The organism is Streptomyces sp. NBC_01092, assembly GCF_045039535.1.
Classification (GTDB): domain Bacteria; phylum Actinomycetota; class Actinomycetes; order Streptomycetales; family Streptomycetaceae; genus Streptomyces.
Genome location: NZ_CP108659.1, coordinates 9,046,637 through 9,062,296 on the forward strand (window position 1 = coordinate 9,046,637; position 15,660 = coordinate 9,062,296).

13 protein-coding genes are annotated in these 15,660 nt (G+C 73.8%); 6 read left to right on the plus strand and 7 right to left on the minus strand.

Translation table 11 applies throughout. The features are described 5' to 3' along the window. Complete coding sequence (locus OG254_RS40990; protein ID WP_405592473.1) at positions 1-399, minus strand: DUF2795 domain-containing protein; 399 nt, start codon at positions 397-399, stop codon at positions 1-3. 141 nt (positions 400-540) lie between these two features. Between OG254_RS40990 and OG254_RS40995 the strand changes: the two genes are divergently transcribed. Then, positions 541-696, plus strand: coding sequence for a hypothetical protein (locus OG254_RS40995; protein WP_351193847.1), 156 nt, complete (start codon positions 541-543; stop codon positions 694-696). Here OG254_RS40995 and fxsT read toward each other — a convergent pair. From fxsT to OG254_RS41010, 3 genes are read right to left on the minus strand one after another with little or no spacing between them, the layout of a single operon-like run. Next, entirely contained in the window at positions 681-4,448 is a 3,768-nt protein-coding gene (gene fxsT / locus OG254_RS41000; protein ID WP_405592475.1) for an FxSxx-COOH system tetratricopeptide repeat protein, read from the minus strand. The genes OG254_RS40995 and fxsT overlap by 16 nt on opposite strands. Then, the gene (locus tag OG254_RS41005) at positions 4,445-5,518 is read right to left on the minus strand and encodes an AAA family ATPase (RefSeq protein ID WP_405592477.1); all 1,074 of its coding nucleotides are present in this window, start codon (positions 5,516-5,518) and stop codon (positions 4,445-4,447) included. The genes fxsT and OG254_RS41005 overlap by 4 nt, the downstream gene beginning before the upstream one ends. A 41-nt stretch (positions 5,519-5,559) precedes the next feature. Further along, positions 5,560-7,365, minus strand: coding sequence for an SEFIR domain-containing protein (locus OG254_RS41010; RefSeq protein WP_405592479.1), 1,806 nt, complete (start codon positions 7,363-7,365; stop codon positions 5,560-5,562). Between the two features lie 341 nt (positions 7,366-7,706). Here OG254_RS41010 and OG254_RS41015 point away from each other — a divergent pair, with 341 nt between their 5' ends. Next, complete coding sequence (locus OG254_RS41015; protein ID WP_405592481.1) at positions 7,707-8,498, plus strand: RNA polymerase sigma factor SigF; 792 nt, start codon at positions 7,707-7,709, stop codon at positions 8,496-8,498. A 9-nt stretch (positions 8,499-8,507) separates the two neighbouring features. Here the strand turns inward: OG254_RS41015 and OG254_RS41020 are convergent, their stop codons facing one another. Beyond that, complete coding sequence (locus OG254_RS41020; RefSeq protein WP_405592483.1) at positions 8,508-9,635, minus strand: GAF domain-containing protein; 1,128 nt, start codon at positions 9,633-9,635, stop codon at positions 8,508-8,510. Positions 9,636-9,760: 125 nt separating this feature from the next. On the opposite strand from OG254_RS41020, the gene OG254_RS41025 reads away from it, so the two are divergent. The 4 genes from OG254_RS41025 to OG254_RS41040 all read left to right on the plus strand — a co-directional run bounded on the left by OG254_RS41025 (position 9,761) and on the right by OG254_RS41040 (position 14,181). Continuing rightward, the gene (locus OG254_RS41025; protein WP_405592485.1) at positions 9,761-10,477 is read left to right on the plus strand and encodes an ANTAR domain-containing response regulator; all 717 of its coding nucleotides are present in this window, start codon (positions 9,761-9,763) and stop codon (positions 10,475-10,477) included. A 178-nt stretch (positions 10,478-10,655) separates the two neighbouring features. Continuing rightward, positions 10,656-11,693 carry a hypothetical protein gene (locus OG254_RS41030; protein ID WP_405592487.1) on the plus strand — a complete coding sequence of 346 codons (1,038 nt, stop codon included), beginning with the start codon at positions 10,656-10,658 and terminating at the stop codon, positions 11,691-11,693. Positions 11,694-11,899: 206 nt separating this feature from the next. Continuing rightward, positions 11,900-13,147, plus strand: a complete 1,248-nt coding sequence (locus OG254_RS41035; protein ID WP_405592489.1) for an aminotransferase class I/II-fold pyridoxal phosphate-dependent enzyme — start codon at positions 11,900-11,902, stop codon at positions 13,145-13,147. Further along, complete coding sequence (locus OG254_RS41040) at positions 13,144-14,181, plus strand: MBL fold metallo-hydrolase (protein ID WP_405592491.1); 1,038 nt, start codon at positions 13,144-13,146, stop codon at positions 14,179-14,181. The genes OG254_RS41035 and OG254_RS41040 overlap by 4 nt, the downstream gene beginning before the upstream one ends. Positions 14,182-14,260: 79 nt before the next feature. Here the strand turns inward: OG254_RS41040 and OG254_RS41045 are convergent, their stop codons facing one another. Both OG254_RS41045 and OG254_RS41050 read right to left on the minus strand, forming a co-directional pair. Further along, the gene (locus tag OG254_RS41045) at positions 14,261-14,881 is read right to left on the minus strand and encodes a DedA family protein (protein ID WP_405592493.1); all 621 of its coding nucleotides are present in this window, start codon (positions 14,879-14,881) and stop codon (positions 14,261-14,263) included. Continuing rightward, positions 14,878-15,651, minus strand: coding sequence for an MBL fold metallo-hydrolase (locus tag OG254_RS41050; protein WP_405592495.1), 774 nt, complete (start codon positions 15,649-15,651; stop codon positions 14,878-14,880). Before OG254_RS41050 ends, OG254_RS41045 begins: the two co-directional genes overlap by 4 nt. Positions 15,652-15,660: the final 9 nt, after the last annotated feature.

Consider the following 15,660-nt stretch of genomic DNA (forward strand, 5'->3'; position numbering starts at 1 on the left):
TCAACGTCCTTCCGCGGCCGACCGCCGCCCCCCGGTCACGGCCTCGGCCAGCTCCTGGACGTTTGCATAGCGCGACGAGCGCGGCAGCCGCTCCAACGACTCGACCAGCGCATCGGGCGCGTACTCGCGCCGTAGCTCACCAATCAGCTCCCGGGGGCTCGCCGGGAAGGCGCTGCGACCCAGGATCCGCGCCAGCTCCAGCCGTACCGTCGGCAGGGAAGCCGCCGACGTCCCCGGCGTCACCGGACCGCCCGCCACCTGCGGATCGTCCTCGGCGGACGGCTCCGGATCGTGCCACTCCTCGGTCCGCGTGGGGTGCCCGGACCGCAGCAGCCCTTGGAGTTCGTGCTTCATCTCGTCGTCGCGGTGAACGCTCAGCCGGTCACTGCCTCGCTGCATGACTCCCTCCAGATCTTCGGGGTTGCGGTCCGCGTACCCGATGAGAGAGGGCCGACACAGGGTTTGCACTGCGGAAGAACGGAGACTCGGACCGGCACCCCCCACGAACGATCCGGGGACGAGGACGAAGAGGACAAAGCCATGGCACTGCTCGCCGTGCTTCTCCCGCTTCTGATGCTTGGTGTGGTGCTGGCGTTGGGGCGGTACGAGGATCTCCTGCTGCCGCCGCGCGAGGCCGAGCCCCTCGAACCGGTCACACCGCCGACCCCCACCGTCCGCCATCAGGCCTCGGGCTGACCGTCGCCCGCCGCACGATGCCTCAGCGCGGCAAGGACGGACTCGGTACGCCGAGTGTCGGGGTGCTCGGCACCGAGGACCCGTTGCTGTCGCCCGTACGTCTCCTCGGCCACTCCCCGTGCCTCCCCCAGCCGCAGGCTGTCGATCAGGCGCCTGGCGAGGACGGACGCCGTGCGCAGGGTGTCCGGGTGATCGTCGCCCAGTGTCCGGCGCCGCCGCCGGTAGGTGTCCTCGGTCAGGCGCAGCGCCCTCTCGGACCGGCCGAGACGTGCCAGCCGGTCGGCGAGATGCGAGGCCGCGCCGAGGGTGCGCGGATGGTCGGCGCCCTGTGTCCGGCGCCGCCGCTCGTAGGTGTCCTCGGCCACGGCCCGTGACTCCTCCAGGCGCCCCGCCTCGGCCAGGACCACGCTGAGGTGGGACGCGGCCCGCAGGGTGTCCGGATGATCGGGCCCGAGCGAGGCCGTCCAGCCTTCGTGGAGCTCCCGCAGGCGCCGCAGGACGATCTCGGTCTCGTCCCGGTCGTACAGATAGCGGCAGGCCTCGCCCGCGGCGTGCCGGGCGGCCGACGTCCTGAGATCCCGGGGTGCGACGGCCAGCAGGTGGGCCAGCAGCGCCGGCCAATGGGACCTGATCGCGGGGTCGGGCACGCCACTGGGGAACGCCGAGGTGAGCAGCCGACCGGCGTTCGCGGCGGCCCGCCGGCGCTCCTCGGCGCAGAGGTCCCCCCGGAGTACGGCCTTGGTGAGCTGGTGTAGTTGCAGGGTGCCGTCGGACACCCGGGCCAGCCCGACCTCGCTCACCTCCTTCAGGATCCGGTGCCGGGCCCGCAGGTCGGCCAGCGCCCGCCCCAGACGCGAGGCGTTCTTCCCGGCGGGGACGCAGGCGTGCAGGGGGAAGGGCTCGGCGGCCGGCAACAGCGCACAGGCGTCGAGCAGGTCGGCCGCCGCGGGGTCCTGCCGGCGCAGACGCAGGGCGCTCTGCCGGATCACGGCGACCACGGGCGGCGTCCACCCGGGCACTCCGGCGACCTCGCGTGACAGGCCCCGCAGAAAGACCTCCACGCTCATGGTGGAGAGCAGGGCGCCGGCCATCTCCAACGCCAGCGGGAGATGGCCCAGGGACTCGGCCAGCCGTACGGCGTCGTCGTGGGACAGTTTCGGACGGCGGCTGCGCAGCAGCGCCACGGACGCCCGGACGGACAGCACGTCGAGGGAGACGGCCGGGATGCTCAGCCGCAGGTCCGGGTCGCGGGAGGTGACCAGGACGTGCCCCGGCCCGTCGGGAATGTGGGTCACGACGGCCGGGTCGTCGGCGCTGTCGAAGACGAGGAGCCAACGCGGCCGGGAACGCAGCTCGGCCGCCAGGGCGGGCAGGACGGCCCCGGGAGAGGTGCCGACGCGGGCGACGCCCATGGCCCGCGCCAGCTTCCCGAGCTGTTCCGGGATCCGTACGAGGTTCTCGGCCGACACCCACCAGACCACGTCGTACTCGCCGCTGAAGCGGTGCGCGTACTCGAAGGCGAGCCGGCTCCTGCCGCCGCCCGCGCCTTCGTGCAGGGCGATGACGGCGACCCGTCCCTCGTGGGCCAGCCGTACCCGGACGTCCGCGAGCTCGCTCTCCCGGCCGGTGAACGCGGAGTCACGCTCGGGCAGGTTCGACACCCGCGGCGGTGTCCCGGGCAGCCGGGGCCCGCCGTCCCCCGCCCGCTTCAGCCGGCCCGGCCGGGCGGAGGGGAGGAAGGGCCTCCGGCCGCCGAACGGACTTCGCACCGCCTGCAGCAGGGTCCCCCGGGCGTCCCGCTCGTCCACTCCGGACAGGGTCGGCAGGGGCCGGCCGAGCGGAGGGTACGAGGTGTCGTCGAGGCCGATCGGGACCACGTCGCCGATCAGGGTCAGAGAGTCGAGGCCCTTCGGAAAGTGCGGCCGGTCAGGGCCGGCATAGTGCCGTGAGAACAGGGCGACCACCCGTGTCCCCGGCCGCTCCAGCTCGTGCCGCAGCCGGCCCACCAGGTCGTGCCCCGGCTCCTGCCCCCACTCGTCCAGCACCACCTCGTAGCCCGCGTCCTGCACATGCCAGCCGGCCCACTCGGCCCAGGCGCGGTCCCTGCTCGCATGGCTGATCAGGACGCGCGCAGACGCTATACCGTCCGGCCTCTCGTCCCCGGCGGGCGACAGGACGTGCCCGAACCGTGTCACCCCCGCGGCCGAGGGCGCGGCGAACGCCGCCCCGGCCACGGACACGGTCGCCTGCTCGCGGCCCACCCCCACCAGGGCCGCGTCGAAGGTGTGCGGATGCCCGATCCGGGGTTCCAGATGGGCCGCCACGGTGCGCAGCAGCTCCAGGACCCTGCTCACGTCACTGTGGTACTGGGCGTTGAGGAGCGCGTCGCGGACATCGGGCGTGAACTCGAAGCGCGGCTCGCCGCGTTCGGTGTCGTCGGCCGTCTCCTCGGCCCGGTGCAGCATCCCGCCGAGGAAGACCTCGGCCAGTTCGCTGCGGGACGAGCCGGGCAGCATGGCCTGCTGCACCACCCGGGCCACCGGAAGGGTGACCGTGGACAGCGCGGACAGCAGTCCGGCCAGCTGCCAGGACCGGGGCGACGACGATCTGCGGAACCGCAGGATCGCCTCGTCCGCGCCCGTCGCCGCGGTTGCTGCGCCGGACCGGGACGGCGGGCCCTCGCCGCGCCGTCCGCGGGTCCCGTGCGGCAGCAGCAGCGCCGCCGTCGGTGTCCAGTGGCCACTGCCGGCGGTCATCTCGGCCCAGCCGCGCAGCGGTCCGGGCTCCAGCTCGACCACCGGGACCGCCAGGGCGGGCCGTCGACGCGAGACGAACCGGCGGGGAAGCGCGAGGCCCCACCGTGTGTTCGGCGCCCCCGGCTGCGGAACCCGCAGCGACACCGGTGCCGGCGCGGTGCCCGAGCGGCTCCACAGCGAGGTGGGCAGGAGATGCATCAGGCTGACGTGGGAGCGCTGCGCCCAGTCCAGCAGCAGACGCTCCGCCGTCGCGTCGTGCCAGATGGAACCCACGGTGTCGCTGAGGACGACGATGAGCTGGTTCCCGGTCGGGTCCAGGATCTCGCGATGGTGGCGGGCCGGGCGCCCCACCGACGGGTGCGGGCGCACCTCGACCCCGGAGCCGTCGAGGGCGGGGGAGAGGTTCCAGCGGCGGATGTCACGGAACGCGCCGAGCCGGGCCAGGCCCTGGTGGAGCTCGCGGACCTCGTTGTGCCACAGAGCCATCGAGGGGCTGGTGTCGACGACCAGGGTGAGACAGAGCCGACGGGCCGGTTCGGGGCGCAGGACGGGGACCATGATGTCCTCGTCCACGAGCCGCGTGACCGTCGCCTCCTCGTCCAGCTCGAACGCGGTCGGCGACGGCGCTTTCCGGGTGAGCGGCCGCAACGCCCTTGTCAGCGCCAGGCCGTGCGGCAGGGCGGCCTCCGCCGGGACGTGCACGGGAGCGGCGAGCCGGTCGGCGCGCGCGGGCCGCCGCGGGCCACGGATGTGCAGGGTGGCGTGCCGGACCGCGGCGGGGCCCTCGATGGGATCTTGACGGGCCGGTGTCGGCTCCTCCGTGGCCTCCGGCGGCTCGGCGGAGGGCGCCCGCGGTGGCGTTTCGGCCGCGTCCTCGGTGCCGGGCGAGCGGCCCTCCAGGAGGTGCTGGGCGAGCCAGAGGATGTCCGCCAGTTCCTCGGGGCCGGGGTCCTCGACCCCGCCCTCCCGCAGGAGATCCAGGAGGTGGGAGATCACGTCGCGGCCGGCCCGCTCAGCGGTTGCAGGGTCGCGTCGGCCAGCTGCCCGATGTCGTCCGGCGCCGTCCACGCTCCCGCAAGACGCAGCTGTACGGCGTTGAGCAGCTGGTCCGTGCCCAGTTCACCGCGCTCGCGTCGGTCCAGGAACTTGCCGATCAGCCCGTCGGGACCGGTGGCGGCCGCTGCCGCGGCGGGCCCGATGCGCTGCTCGATGATGCGCCGCAGCTTGTCCTCCCCGGGCCGCTCGATGGTCAGCCGGATGCAGCGGCGCAGGAAGGCGGGCGGGAACTCCCGCTCGCCGTTGCTGGTGAGGACGACCACGGGGAAGGCCCGGCACTGGACCCGGCCCGCGGTGATCCGGGCCCGTCCGCCGGGATCGTCATTGCCGACGGCGACCGTCTGCTGGTGATCGGCGAGACGGGCCAGCTCCGGGATGTCGAAGCGGCCTTCGTCCAGGACGGTGAGCAGGTCGCCCGGCAGATCGATGTCGCACTTGTCGATCTCGTCGACGAGCAGGACGCGAGGGCGCTCGGCGGGCAGGAACGCGGTGCCCAGGGGGCCCAGCCGGAGGTACCGCCCGATGCCGTCGGCGGTCGGGGAGCCCTGGTCCGTCGGCTGCCCTTCCTCCTGCGCGGCCGGCTTCTCCTCCGTCCGCATGCGCGTGAGGTTGGCGTCCTCCAGTCGCCGCAGGGCGTCGTACCGGTAGAGGCCGTCGCGCAGTGTGGCCCGGCTGGTGATGGGCCACCGCAGCACCGGGCCGAGTCCCAGGTCCTGGGCGATGCTGTACGCCAGCGTCGACTTCCCCACTCCCGGCACTCCCGTGACCAGTAACGGGCGCCGCAGGAGGAGGGCCGTGTTGACGAGGTCGATCTCGTTGTCGTCGGCGAGATAGCCCGCGCCGCGTTCGCGGTCCGCCGCGTACTGGTCGTCGTCGAGGGAGGGCACCGTGTGGTCCGGGTCGGCCTTGCCCTCGAACACCCGCCAGGGCGGCCGGTGTTCGGCGAGCCGGGCAAGGTGCCGGTCGGTCGGCACGGCCGGGTCGCCCTTGTAGATCCACCAGTCCTTCACTGCACCTCCGGTCGGTCTCCGGCAGCGTGCCGGACGGTCTGTCACGCGATGAGGTTCGCGTCGCTCAGCGGGTCCGCGGCCGGCGAGTGGTTCGGGTCGTCCCAGAGGAGGACCACGCTCGCCCGGGCCGCTTCGGGCACCTGCGTGCTCCGGCGCAACTTCGCCACCGCGCCGGGCAGTTCGGCCACGTCGGCCAGGTCCAGGAGCGTGTTCAACGGCGGCACGGCGGGGTCGCCGCGGTGGCTGTCGCGCTGCCAGACGACGATGGGCATCCCGGCGTCCAGCGCCGCGGACACACCCTCCTGGGCCGGCGACGTCGACACCGCGACGCACACCGGGTGGTCGTTCCCGCGCCACTCACCGATGTGCTCGTCGAGGCACGCGACGTCCTCGTCCGCCACCCACGCCGTCGCCCGCTCGTCGTGGCCGTTGCACCGGGTCAGCCACTCCCATCGGCGGGACCACAGCTGCGGCAGGTCGAACTCGCAGCGCTCGTCCGGGCAGCGGACCACGACCTCGTAGAGCTTGCCGAGCGGACGCGTCACCCTGCGCAGCTGCAGCGGCCACTGCTCGAACGTCTCCTCCAACAGGCCGTCGAAGACGGCGAATTCGATGCGCCCCAGTTTCGCCGCCGGGCCCTGCTCGCCGCCGGTGAGCGCATCGGGGAGAGTGCGCATGCATTCCTGGAGGAGGCCGCGCGCCCCGTCCATGTCCACCACCAGCGACCCGGCGTCCTCGGGCGGCTGAAGGCGCCGGGGCTGTCTCCCGTCCGTCGTGCGCAGCCATATCTCCGCGTAGAACCGGTCCCGCCGCTGGGGGTGCTCCGTCAGCCGTACGGTCAGCGTCGCCTCGCTGCGCTTGATGCCGGGGGCGTCGTCCAGCTTCTGCAGCTCCCGGCTGTCCAGGAACCGGCCCACCCACGTGGCCAGCGCGGAGGCACGCTGCTGGTCGGCGGGGCTCTCCCCGGCGGCGTAACCGGCCGCGAGGGCGTGCGCGAAGGCGACCGGCTTGGGCACCGCACCCGGAGCGTGACGGCGCTTCCCGAGATCCTCGGCCCATGCGTACAGGTCGCCGTCCGGGGTGCCGAACGGCGCGGCCGCCCCGTCCGGACTCCCCGCGGCTCCGAAGGACCACTGGTACGCCTGCCCGGCCCAACTCTCCGGCTGCACACCGTCGAGCAGCCTTTCGAGCTCCCGCCAGGCGGCGTCGTCCAGCCCGCCCGACGGCACGTCCGGGGCCGGCGCGGCGGGCGTCGGCCGGCTCTCACCGGCGGAGCACGGCGGGGCCGTCGGCACCAGGGACGGGCGGGTGGGGTACACCGGGATCGGCCCCAACTCCGGCTCGACGCGCTCGGGTTGGTCCGTCATGTACCGCACGAGCTGCTCGATGCCGGCCGCGTCGAGCGAAGGTACCGGGAAGCGGCTGATCCGCACGGCCCCCAGGAACTCGGGCAGTTCCCGCTCGCTGCGCCCGGGCAGGACGACCAGCAGGACCTTGCGGAACCAGGCCTTGTAGTTCCCGTAGAGCTCGGTGCCCAGCAGGCCGGCCTCGAAGGCGACGCCGAGCCCCACCCCGTCCTGCTCCTCGTGGTCACCGCGGACCTTGTACGCGGGAGACGCGACGACGAGGACGTAGTCCGCGTCGGCGTACTGCCGCATCATCCAGCGCGGCCAGTCCTGGGGCTGCACGCCCGCGTACAGATCGACCTTCGCGTCGAGACCGCCCTGCGTGCGCAGCAGTTCGTAGAGCGTCTCGACCTTGGTGACGTGGCCGTCGTCGTCATGGGCGTAGGAGATGAAGACCCGCGGCCTTCCCGTCCCGACCGCCGCGTCCGCCCCGTACTCCATCCCCCGAGCCCCCTCCCGCGCAGGAACTCAGGGTAGTGGGGCGAGGGCGGCTGCGTCGGGCGATCTGTGGGAGTTCGGTCCACGTGCGCGTCGCGAGGTGCGGGGTCGGTCATGGGGCCCGCTGTGCGGCTCCGCTGCGAGGGACCCGCGGGCGGGGCCGAAAACCTGAGTGTGCGTTTGAGGACGGTGAGTGAGGGCAGGCGGACGAACAGTGCTTCGGACAGGAGGCACGTCCGTGGGAGCGGCGAGTTCCGCCACGGGTGTGTCCGCCTCCGGTGCGCGCCCGCACTCCCACGGTGACCGTCCAAGCCAGAGCACAACCAAGGGAGTTGCGACGCACCATGCCCACTCCAGTGAGCGCGAAGCACCACCCGCACGACGACGCCCCCGACACCGCCGAGGACTTCCGCCGGCTGGCCGCCCTGCCCGAGGGCCAACAGCGTGACACCCTCCGCGCGCGGATCGTCGAGGCATGGCTGCCCATGGCCGACCGGCTCGCCGGACGCTTCCGCAGCCGCGGTGAGAGCCTCGATGATCTGCGGCAGGTCGCCGCCCTCGGGCTGCTCAAGGCCGTCGACCGATACGACCCCGAGCTCGGCAACGCCTTCGAGAGCTACGCCGTGCCCACCATCACCGGCGAGATCAAGCGGCACTTCCGCGACCACATGTGGACGCTGCACGTGCCGCGCCGGGTCCAGGACCTGCGCAACCGCGTACGGTTCGCCGTGCACGACCTCCAGACCGTCTCGGGCCGGATGCCGACCGCCGCCGAGATCGCCGAGCACGCGGACATGAGCGAGGCCGACGTCCGGGTCGGCCTTGAGGCGCTGGAGAGTTTCACCGCCCTGTCGCTGGACGCGGAGCTGCCCGGCAGCGACGACGGGTACTCGCTGAGCGACATGCTGGGGTCGGCCGACCCCGCCCTGGACACGGTCATCGACCGCGAGGCCGTCAAGCCGCGGCTCGCCGCGCTGCCCGAGCGGGAGCGGGCGATTCTCTACATGCGGTTCTTCCGGGACATGACACAGAGTCGGATCGCGGAGCAACTGGGCATCTCGCAGATGCATGTGTCCCGGCTGATCAGCCGGTGCTGCCGCCGGGTGCGGGAGCAAGTCCTGAGCGATGTGGCTTGAGGAGCGGTCTCAAGGCGTTGCCGCGATCGCCAGTGATACGTGGCGGGACATCGTGTCCAAGGTCTTCGCCTCCGCCATCGAGAACGCCCGGCGCGGGCCGCATCTGAACAGGGTGAGGACCCCTTGTGCCGGGCCGCCGATTACCAGCGGCACGCACACAAGTGACGTGACGTTCGCCTGTACGAGGACGGGGGCGCCCTGCGCGTCCTGGCCGAAGGCGTCCGGGTCCTCGGGGCGCACCTGGAGGGACGGGGAGCCGGTGCGTGCCGTCTCCGTGACCAGGGGACAGGTGGCCGGGTCCTGTGCCGCGAGCGCCGTCGCCTCCTCGGGCGAGGGGGCCAGCACCGCCGTACGGGACATCCCCCCGGCGACGGTGTCGGCGATCACCCAGTCGGCGAAGGCGCCGTGGAGGACCTGGGCCGCCTGCCGCAGGACCGTCTCCCGGTCGCCGCGCGGTGCGCTGAGCAGGGTCGTGGTCATCTCGTCCAGCAGGTCCATCAGGGTCGCGTGCCGGGTCGTCTCGGCGAGGTCGGGGATCCGGGTCGCGGGCACAGCGTGCCGGGTCGCCGTGTGGAGTGCGCCGAGCTCGCCGGGCTGCATCACCACCAGGACCGTGGTGTGCGGCTCGCCGCTCGGACGTACGGCGGTCAGGGTCGCGTGCACCGGGTCCGACGGACGTTGCTGGAAATGCACGGTGAGGCTGCGGTCACCCTCGCCGCGGGCCACGGCGGCGGCCTGGGAACGGAACGCCGCCCGGTCGGCATGGGCCAGCAGGCCGGTCAGCGGCCGGCCCGTCGCATGGCCGGAGCGGACGCCGGTGAACGAGGTCGCCGAGAGATTCAGCCGGCGCACCACCGCCTCCCGGTCCACCAGCGCGACCGGGAGCGGGAACTGCTGGAACACCGCCCGCAGCAGATGCTGCTCCTGACGGTCGCCGGACGCCGTACGGGGCAGCGTGCCCGAGGACACCCGCTCGTACCATGGCCACAACTGGTCGGCTACATGGTCGAGTTCGAAGATGGCCGCGTCCAGGACCGTCGGCAGGTCCCCTTCGGACACGGATCGCGCCGCTTTGAGTTCCGCGACGCGGCGCACGAAATCCGCGAGCTCTTCACCGAATCCGTCCGTCTTCTCCATGGGCATGAACCTAGCTCGCGGTGACGTGTTCCGGGGCGGCGGGGAGCCAAGCGGTTCCTCCTTGTTCTCCGGTCGTTTTCCCCGGCCGGGACCGGGAACGCGCAGGAAAGAGGAAGGAGTTGACGATGCCCGCTCGCGACCATGTGGGTCACTGGGGAGACGAGTCCGCCGAAGCCGCCCTTCCCGGGCGCCGGTTGTCCGCGCTGGCCGAACAGGCCCTGCGCTGCACCGCCGACTGCTGCGGCGCCGGCAGCACGGTGGCCGAGGCGGGAGCCGACCGGCCCGCCGCCGTCACCCACCCCGACCTGGCCGCACTCGTGGCCGTGCAGCTCCGCTCCGGCGACGGGCCCATTCCGGCCGCCCTGGAGCGCGGCGAGCCCGTCGACTCGGCCGACCTGCTGCACGACGAGCGCTGGCCGCAGTACCGCGTCCTGGCGCTCGACTCGGGCGTACGGTCCAGCGTCACGCTGCCGTTCCGCCGGTCCGGGCTGACGGTGACGCTCAGCCTGTACAGCTTCCGTCCGGGCGCCCTGGAGGACGCTCCGCACGGGCCCGTGCACGCCCTCGGGGAGTTCGCCGCGAGCTGCCTCGTCCGGGACCGCTCCTACCGCGCCGCGCTCACCGAGCTCGACCACCTCGGCACCGCCCTGCGCTCCCGGCCCGTCGTCGACCAGGCGTGCGGCATCGTCATGCACGTCCTCGGCTGCGACGCCGACGCCGCGTTCGGCGTACTGCGCCGCATCTCGCAGGGCACCAACCGCAAGCTGGCGGACGTCGCGTCCGGCGTCGTCAGCAGGCGGGGGCGCGGGCTGGAGCGGGACCTGGCGGCGCTGCTGAACTGACGGGCGTGAGGGGCGGGGGCCGCGGCGGCTTGCCGGGCCGCGCGATGTCACCCACTCGGCCGTCCCCCGTCCCGCGAATGGTGTCCGGCCGCGCGCGCCCGGGCGCCGGGCGGGCTGTCATGGCTGCGGGGGCACGACCGCCGTTCCCCCGCAGTCGTCGGCCGAAGGAGCTCACCCCATGCGCCGCACCGCCCGTGCCCTGTCCGTCGCCGCTCTGGCCGGTGCCGTCGTGGGCGCCCCCGCCTCGGCCGCCTTCGCGGACCCGGCCGCGGAGGTCAGCCCCGGCAGCGTCTCGCCGGGCGGCAGCATCACCGTCTCGGTCACCTGCGACGCCCTCGACGGGGCCGCGCCCGCCACCCTGGAGGCCACCTCCCAGGCGTTCGAGGAGGGCACCGTCGAACTGAAGCGGGTCTCCGGCACCGACGCGAAGGCCGCCGGGGCCGCCTACCGCGGCACCGCCCGCGTTCCCCCGGCCGAGAACTTCGAGGGCGACCCGGACGCGGCCGGACCGGAGTCGGCCTGGACGGTCGACGGCACCTGCCCGGCGGCGGGCGGCGGGGAGGGCAAGGAGTGGAGCGCGACCTTCACGGTGGCCGGTGAGAGCGGGAGCGGCAAGGGCGGCAAGGGCTCAGAGAGTGGCGGTGGCCACCAGAGCGGCACCAGCGGCGGCGGGGAGAGCGGCTGGGGCGGCTCCGGCGGCCAGGGCGGAACCGAGGGCGGCGGCCGTACCTGCACCGAACCCCCGTCCGACTGGACCGGAGCCGAGAAGCCCGAGGCCGGCCAGCGCCAACCCGAGTGGGACGGGACCGAAGCCGAAGGAACCGGGGCAGGTGGAACCGGCATCGGCGGGACCGGGACCGGGGCCGACGAGTCCGAGTCCGGGGCCGACGAGTCCGGAGCCGGAGGGACCGGCACGGGCGGGACCGGCACCGGTGGCATCGAGCCCGAGTGGGACACCTCCGACGCCGGCGAGCCCGACCCCCACGCGAACGCGGCCGAGCCCTCCCAGGACGAGAGCGGGCTTCACTCCGGCAAGGGCGAGTCCGGAGCCCAGGACTGCGCCGGCGCGGGCGACCAGCAGGGTGTGCAGGCCGGTACCGGCGGTACGTTCACCGACTCCGTTCCCGCCCTGGTCGCCGGCGGCGTGCTGATGGCGGGCGCGTTCGGGGGCGCGGTGTACCGGCTGCGCCGTAGGAGGCCCACGACGCAGGACTGATCGGTACGGCCGCTCCGGTGCCCGGCGCAACCCAGGCGGCCACCCGCGGGAATTGCGCCACCATAGGTACGCGGGGCGCGCGCGACGCACCTGCGGCCCCCGCACCGCAGGAGCCACAGAGCACGCAGCAGCCAGCACGCAGCATCAGCCGCACGGAGCACCCGACGACGTCGAACCACCACGGCACCAGGCACAGCGGAGGCACGATGCGCCGGACGGACCCCGAAGGCCACGGCCCCGTCCGATACGGGCCGCCGCTCCCGGACGACGGGCTGCCCGTCCTGCCCGAACTGGCCGCCGTGCTCGCCGCGGCCGCGGGCCGGGCCGAGAGCGAGCCGATCGGCGGCGGCACCGCCCTGCTGGAGGCGGCGTGCGGCTACTGGGGCCGGCGCGGACTGCCGACCGAGCCCCAACAGGCAGTGGCAGCCCCCGGCGCGCCTTCCCTGCTCCTGGGACTGACCTTCGCGATCGGCGGCGACATCCTCGTACCGCGGCCCTGCGCGGCCTGGTGGGCGCCGTACGCACGCCTGTTGGGCAGACCCGTCTTCCATGTGGCGACGTCGGCTGAGTGCGGCGGTGTCCCGGACCCGTACGCCCTGCTGGAGACCGTCCGCCGGGTCCGTGACGAGGGCGGTGACCCGCGGCTGCTCGTGCTGTCCGTCGCCGACGACCCCACCGCCACCGTCGCCCCGCCCGAACTGCTCCACGAGACCCTGGAGGCCGCCACCGGCGAGGGACTGCAGCTGGTCAGCGACGAGACCTGGCGCGACACCGTGCACACCCCGTACGACACCGTGCTGGTCAGCCCCGCCGAGATGCTGCACGAGCAGGTCACCGTCGTCACCGACCTGGCCGGCGCCCACCTCCCGCCGGGCTGGCCGGCCGCGGTCGCCCGGTTCCCCGCGCACGACGCCGGAAACGGCCTCCACGCGCGCGTGCTCGACGTGCTGACCGCACTGGGGGCCGGCGTCGCCGGCCCGGTCGCCCTCGCCGCCGGGTACGCGCTCGCCGAGCCCGAGCCGGTCGCCGAGCGGATCGGCGCCGCCGTACGCCTGCACGCGCGCGTGGCCGCCGCCGCGCACGCCGCCGCCGTGGGTGCCGGCGCACTGGCACGGCCCCCGCAGGCCGGACGGCACCTGTATGTCGACCTCGGCCCGCTGCGCGCCGGGCTGTCCGCGCACGGCGTGGGGGACGCACAGGACCTGGAGGACTTCCTCGCCGATCGGCTCGGCATGCCCGCACCGGGCGGGCACCGCTTCGGCGACGACCTCGGGGCGCTGCGCGTGCGGCTGTCCACCGGCGCGCTGCTCACGGGCACCGACGAGGAGCGCGCGGAATGCATCAGCTCACCCTCGCCGTTGGAACTGCCACACGTGCACCGCGCGTTGATCCACTTGAAGTCGGTCTTCGACGATCTCCGCGACGACGCCGAGCGATGGGAGCCTCCTCGATGACGCAGCAGTCCGAGTCGCCCACCACGCGCAAGGCCACCTCACGGCCGGCGGCCCCGCCCCCGCTGCCGCCGCTCGCCGCACCCCGCCCGCTGGGCGAACGCAGGGTGTGGCCGCGCACTTTCCATGACCGCCTCACCGCCCCGCTCCCCGGCATCAAGACCCTCGCCCGCTTCGCCCGCGAGGGCGCCGTACGCCCGGGCAGGGAGGGCCTCGCCGACATCCCGCGACTGCCCTTCGAGCCGGGCCCGCTGCCCCGCGTGGACGCCCGCACGATCGCCGTCTCCTGGGCGGGCCACGCCAGTTGGGTGGTCCGGATCGGCGGACTGACCGTGCTCACCGACCCGGTCTGGTCGCGCCGCATCATCGGCACCCCGGCCCGCATCACCCCCGTCGGCGTCGCCTGGAGCGCCCTGCCGCGCGTGGACGCGGTCGTCATCAGCCACAACCACTACGACCACCTGGACGCCCCCACCCTGCGCCGACTCCCGCGCGACACCCCCGTGTTCGTGCCGGCCGGCCTCGCCGCCTGGTTCCGGCGCCGCCGGTTCACCCAGGTCACCGAGCTGGACTGGTGGGAGGCGGCCGAACTGTCCGGCGTCCGCTTCGACTTCGTGCCCGCACATCACTGGTCCAAGCGCACCCTCCTCGACACCTGCCGCAGCCTGTGGGGCGGCTGGGTGCTCACCGCCCCCGACGGACAGCGCGTGTACTTCGCGGGCGACACCGGATACGGCCACTGGTTCACCCGCATCGGCGAGCGCTACCCCGGCATCGACCTCGCCCTGCTCCCCATCGGCGCCTACGACCCACGCTGGTGGCTCAGCGACGTCCACTGCGACCCGGAGGAGGCGGTACGGGCGGCCCAGGATCTGGGCGCGCGGCGGATGGCGCCGATGCACTGGGCGACGTTCGTGCTGTCGGCGGAGCCGGTCCTGGAGCCCCTCACGCGGGTGCGGGCGGCGTGGGAGAAGGCGGGGCTGGACCGGGAGGACCTGTGGGATCTGCCGGTAGGAGGATCGCGAGTACTGAACTAACCGACAGTCATGGGGGCAACCAAGGGGCGCGGGGAACTGCGCGACCAGCCACAACGAACCCGCACCTCGCGACGAAACATCACTTGGCAGATCGAACCCGTTTCCAAACACTCGGCGCCGCGCTGATCACCACGGTCAGCACGACCGCCGCCACAACCCCCTCCCACGGCTCGTCGAACAGTGATCCACCCAGAATCCCGATCAACTGATACGTCACAGCCCAGGCCAGGCAGGCCGGAAAGTTCCCCCGGGCAAACCGCCGCATCGGCCATTCGGCCAGCAGACAGGCCAACATCACCGGCAACCGCCCCGCCGGCACCAGCCGGGACAGCACCAGCACCGCCACCCCGTGCGCGGCGAGCCGATCCTGCGCCTGCGTGAGCCGCTCCTCCGGCGCCCGCGAGCGGATCGCCTCCAGCCAGCGCGAACCGTTCTTCGAGCCCATGCCACGCCGCCCCAGCCAGTACAGCGTCACATCGCCCAGAAACGCGGCCGTGGACGCCGTCACGAAGACCAGCGCCAGCGAGAACGGCGCCGTCTGGTGAAACGCCACCACCGCCGCCGAACTCACCAGCGCCCCCGTCGGCACGATCGGCACCAGCGCCCCGATCAGCACCAGCAGGAACAGCGACGGATAACCGATCGCCTGCTGCGTCGACTCGTGCGGCACCGTCGTCGCGGCGGCGGCCAGCACGGTCACCGGGCCACCTCCAGGCGCACACTCTCTCCGTGCGCGAGCCGGTGCACCGACACGCCGGGCGCGCGCTCGGCCGCGAGACGCGCGAACTCGTCCCCGGGCGCGTGGAATTCATGAGGGCGCACGGCGTCCATGCCGATCGGCCAGTACGTGCCGTAGTGCACCGGCACCGCACTGCGCGGCGCCAGCCGGACCAGTGCCTCGGCCGCGCGCCCCGCGTCCAGGTGGCCCGCCCCGAGATACGGTCCCCAGCCGCCCACCGGAAGCAGCGCCACGTCGACCGGGCCGACCTCCTTCGCCATGGCGTCGAACAGCCCGGTGTCCCCGGCGAAGTACGTACGTCCCTCCCCCTCGACGACATAGCCGAGCGCGGGGGAGCGGTGCCGCCCGACGGGCAGCCGCCGCCCGTCGTGCCGCGCCGGAACGGCCCGTACCGCCACGTCGCCGACCGTGGTCATGTCCCCCGGCGCCATCTCGGTCACCCGCAGATGGGAGAGCCGGCGCAGACCCGGTACCGCGCCGGGCGCGCCCCGGGGCACGAGCAGGCGGGTGTCCTGGGGCAGCCCGGCCAGTGACGGAACGTGCAGGTGGTCGGCGTGGAGGTGGGAGACCACGGCGACGTCAGCGCGCCGGGCGTCGGGCGCCGGTAGCGCGCCCCGGCGGCGGTGCAGGTGTGCGAGCCGGCGCGCGAACAGAGGATCGGTGAGGATGCGCACGTTCGAGTCCTCGATCGTGCAGGTGGCGTGACCCCACCAGGTGATCTCCACCGGCACCTTCTTTGC

Coding starts and splice junctions, on each gene's coding strand:
- OG254_RS41015 (WP_405592481.1), top strand. CDS start 7,707: ATGCCCACTCCAGTGAGCGCGAAGCACCACCCGCACGACGACGCCCCC.
- OG254_RS40995 (WP_351193847.1), top strand. CDS start 541: ATGGCACTGCTCGCCGTGCTTCTCCCGCTTCTGATGCTTGGTGTGGTG.
- OG254_RS41010 (WP_405592479.1), bottom strand. CDS start 7,365: ATGGAGTACGGGGCGGACGCGGCGGTCGGGACGGGAAGGCCGCGGGTC.
- OG254_RS41035 (WP_405592489.1), top strand. CDS start 11,900: ATGCGCCGGACGGACCCCGAAGGCCACGGCCCCGTCCGATACGGGCCG.
- OG254_RS40990 (WP_405592473.1), bottom strand. CDS start 399: ATGCAGCGAGGCAGTGACCGGCTGAGCGTTCACCGCGACGACGAGATG.
- OG254_RS41025 (WP_405592485.1), top strand. CDS start 9,761: ATGCCCGCTCGCGACCATGTGGGTCACTGGGGAGACGAGTCCGCCGAA.
- OG254_RS41020 (WP_405592483.1), bottom strand. CDS start 9,635: ATGGAGAAGACGGACGGATTCGGTGAAGAGCTCGCGGATTTCGTGCGC.
- OG254_RS41040 (WP_405592491.1), top strand. CDS start 13,144: ATGACGCAGCAGTCCGAGTCGCCCACCACGCGCAAGGCCACCTCACGG.
- OG254_RS41030 (WP_405592487.1), top strand. CDS start 10,656: ATGCGCCGCACCGCCCGTGCCCTGTCCGTCGCCGCTCTGGCCGGTGCC.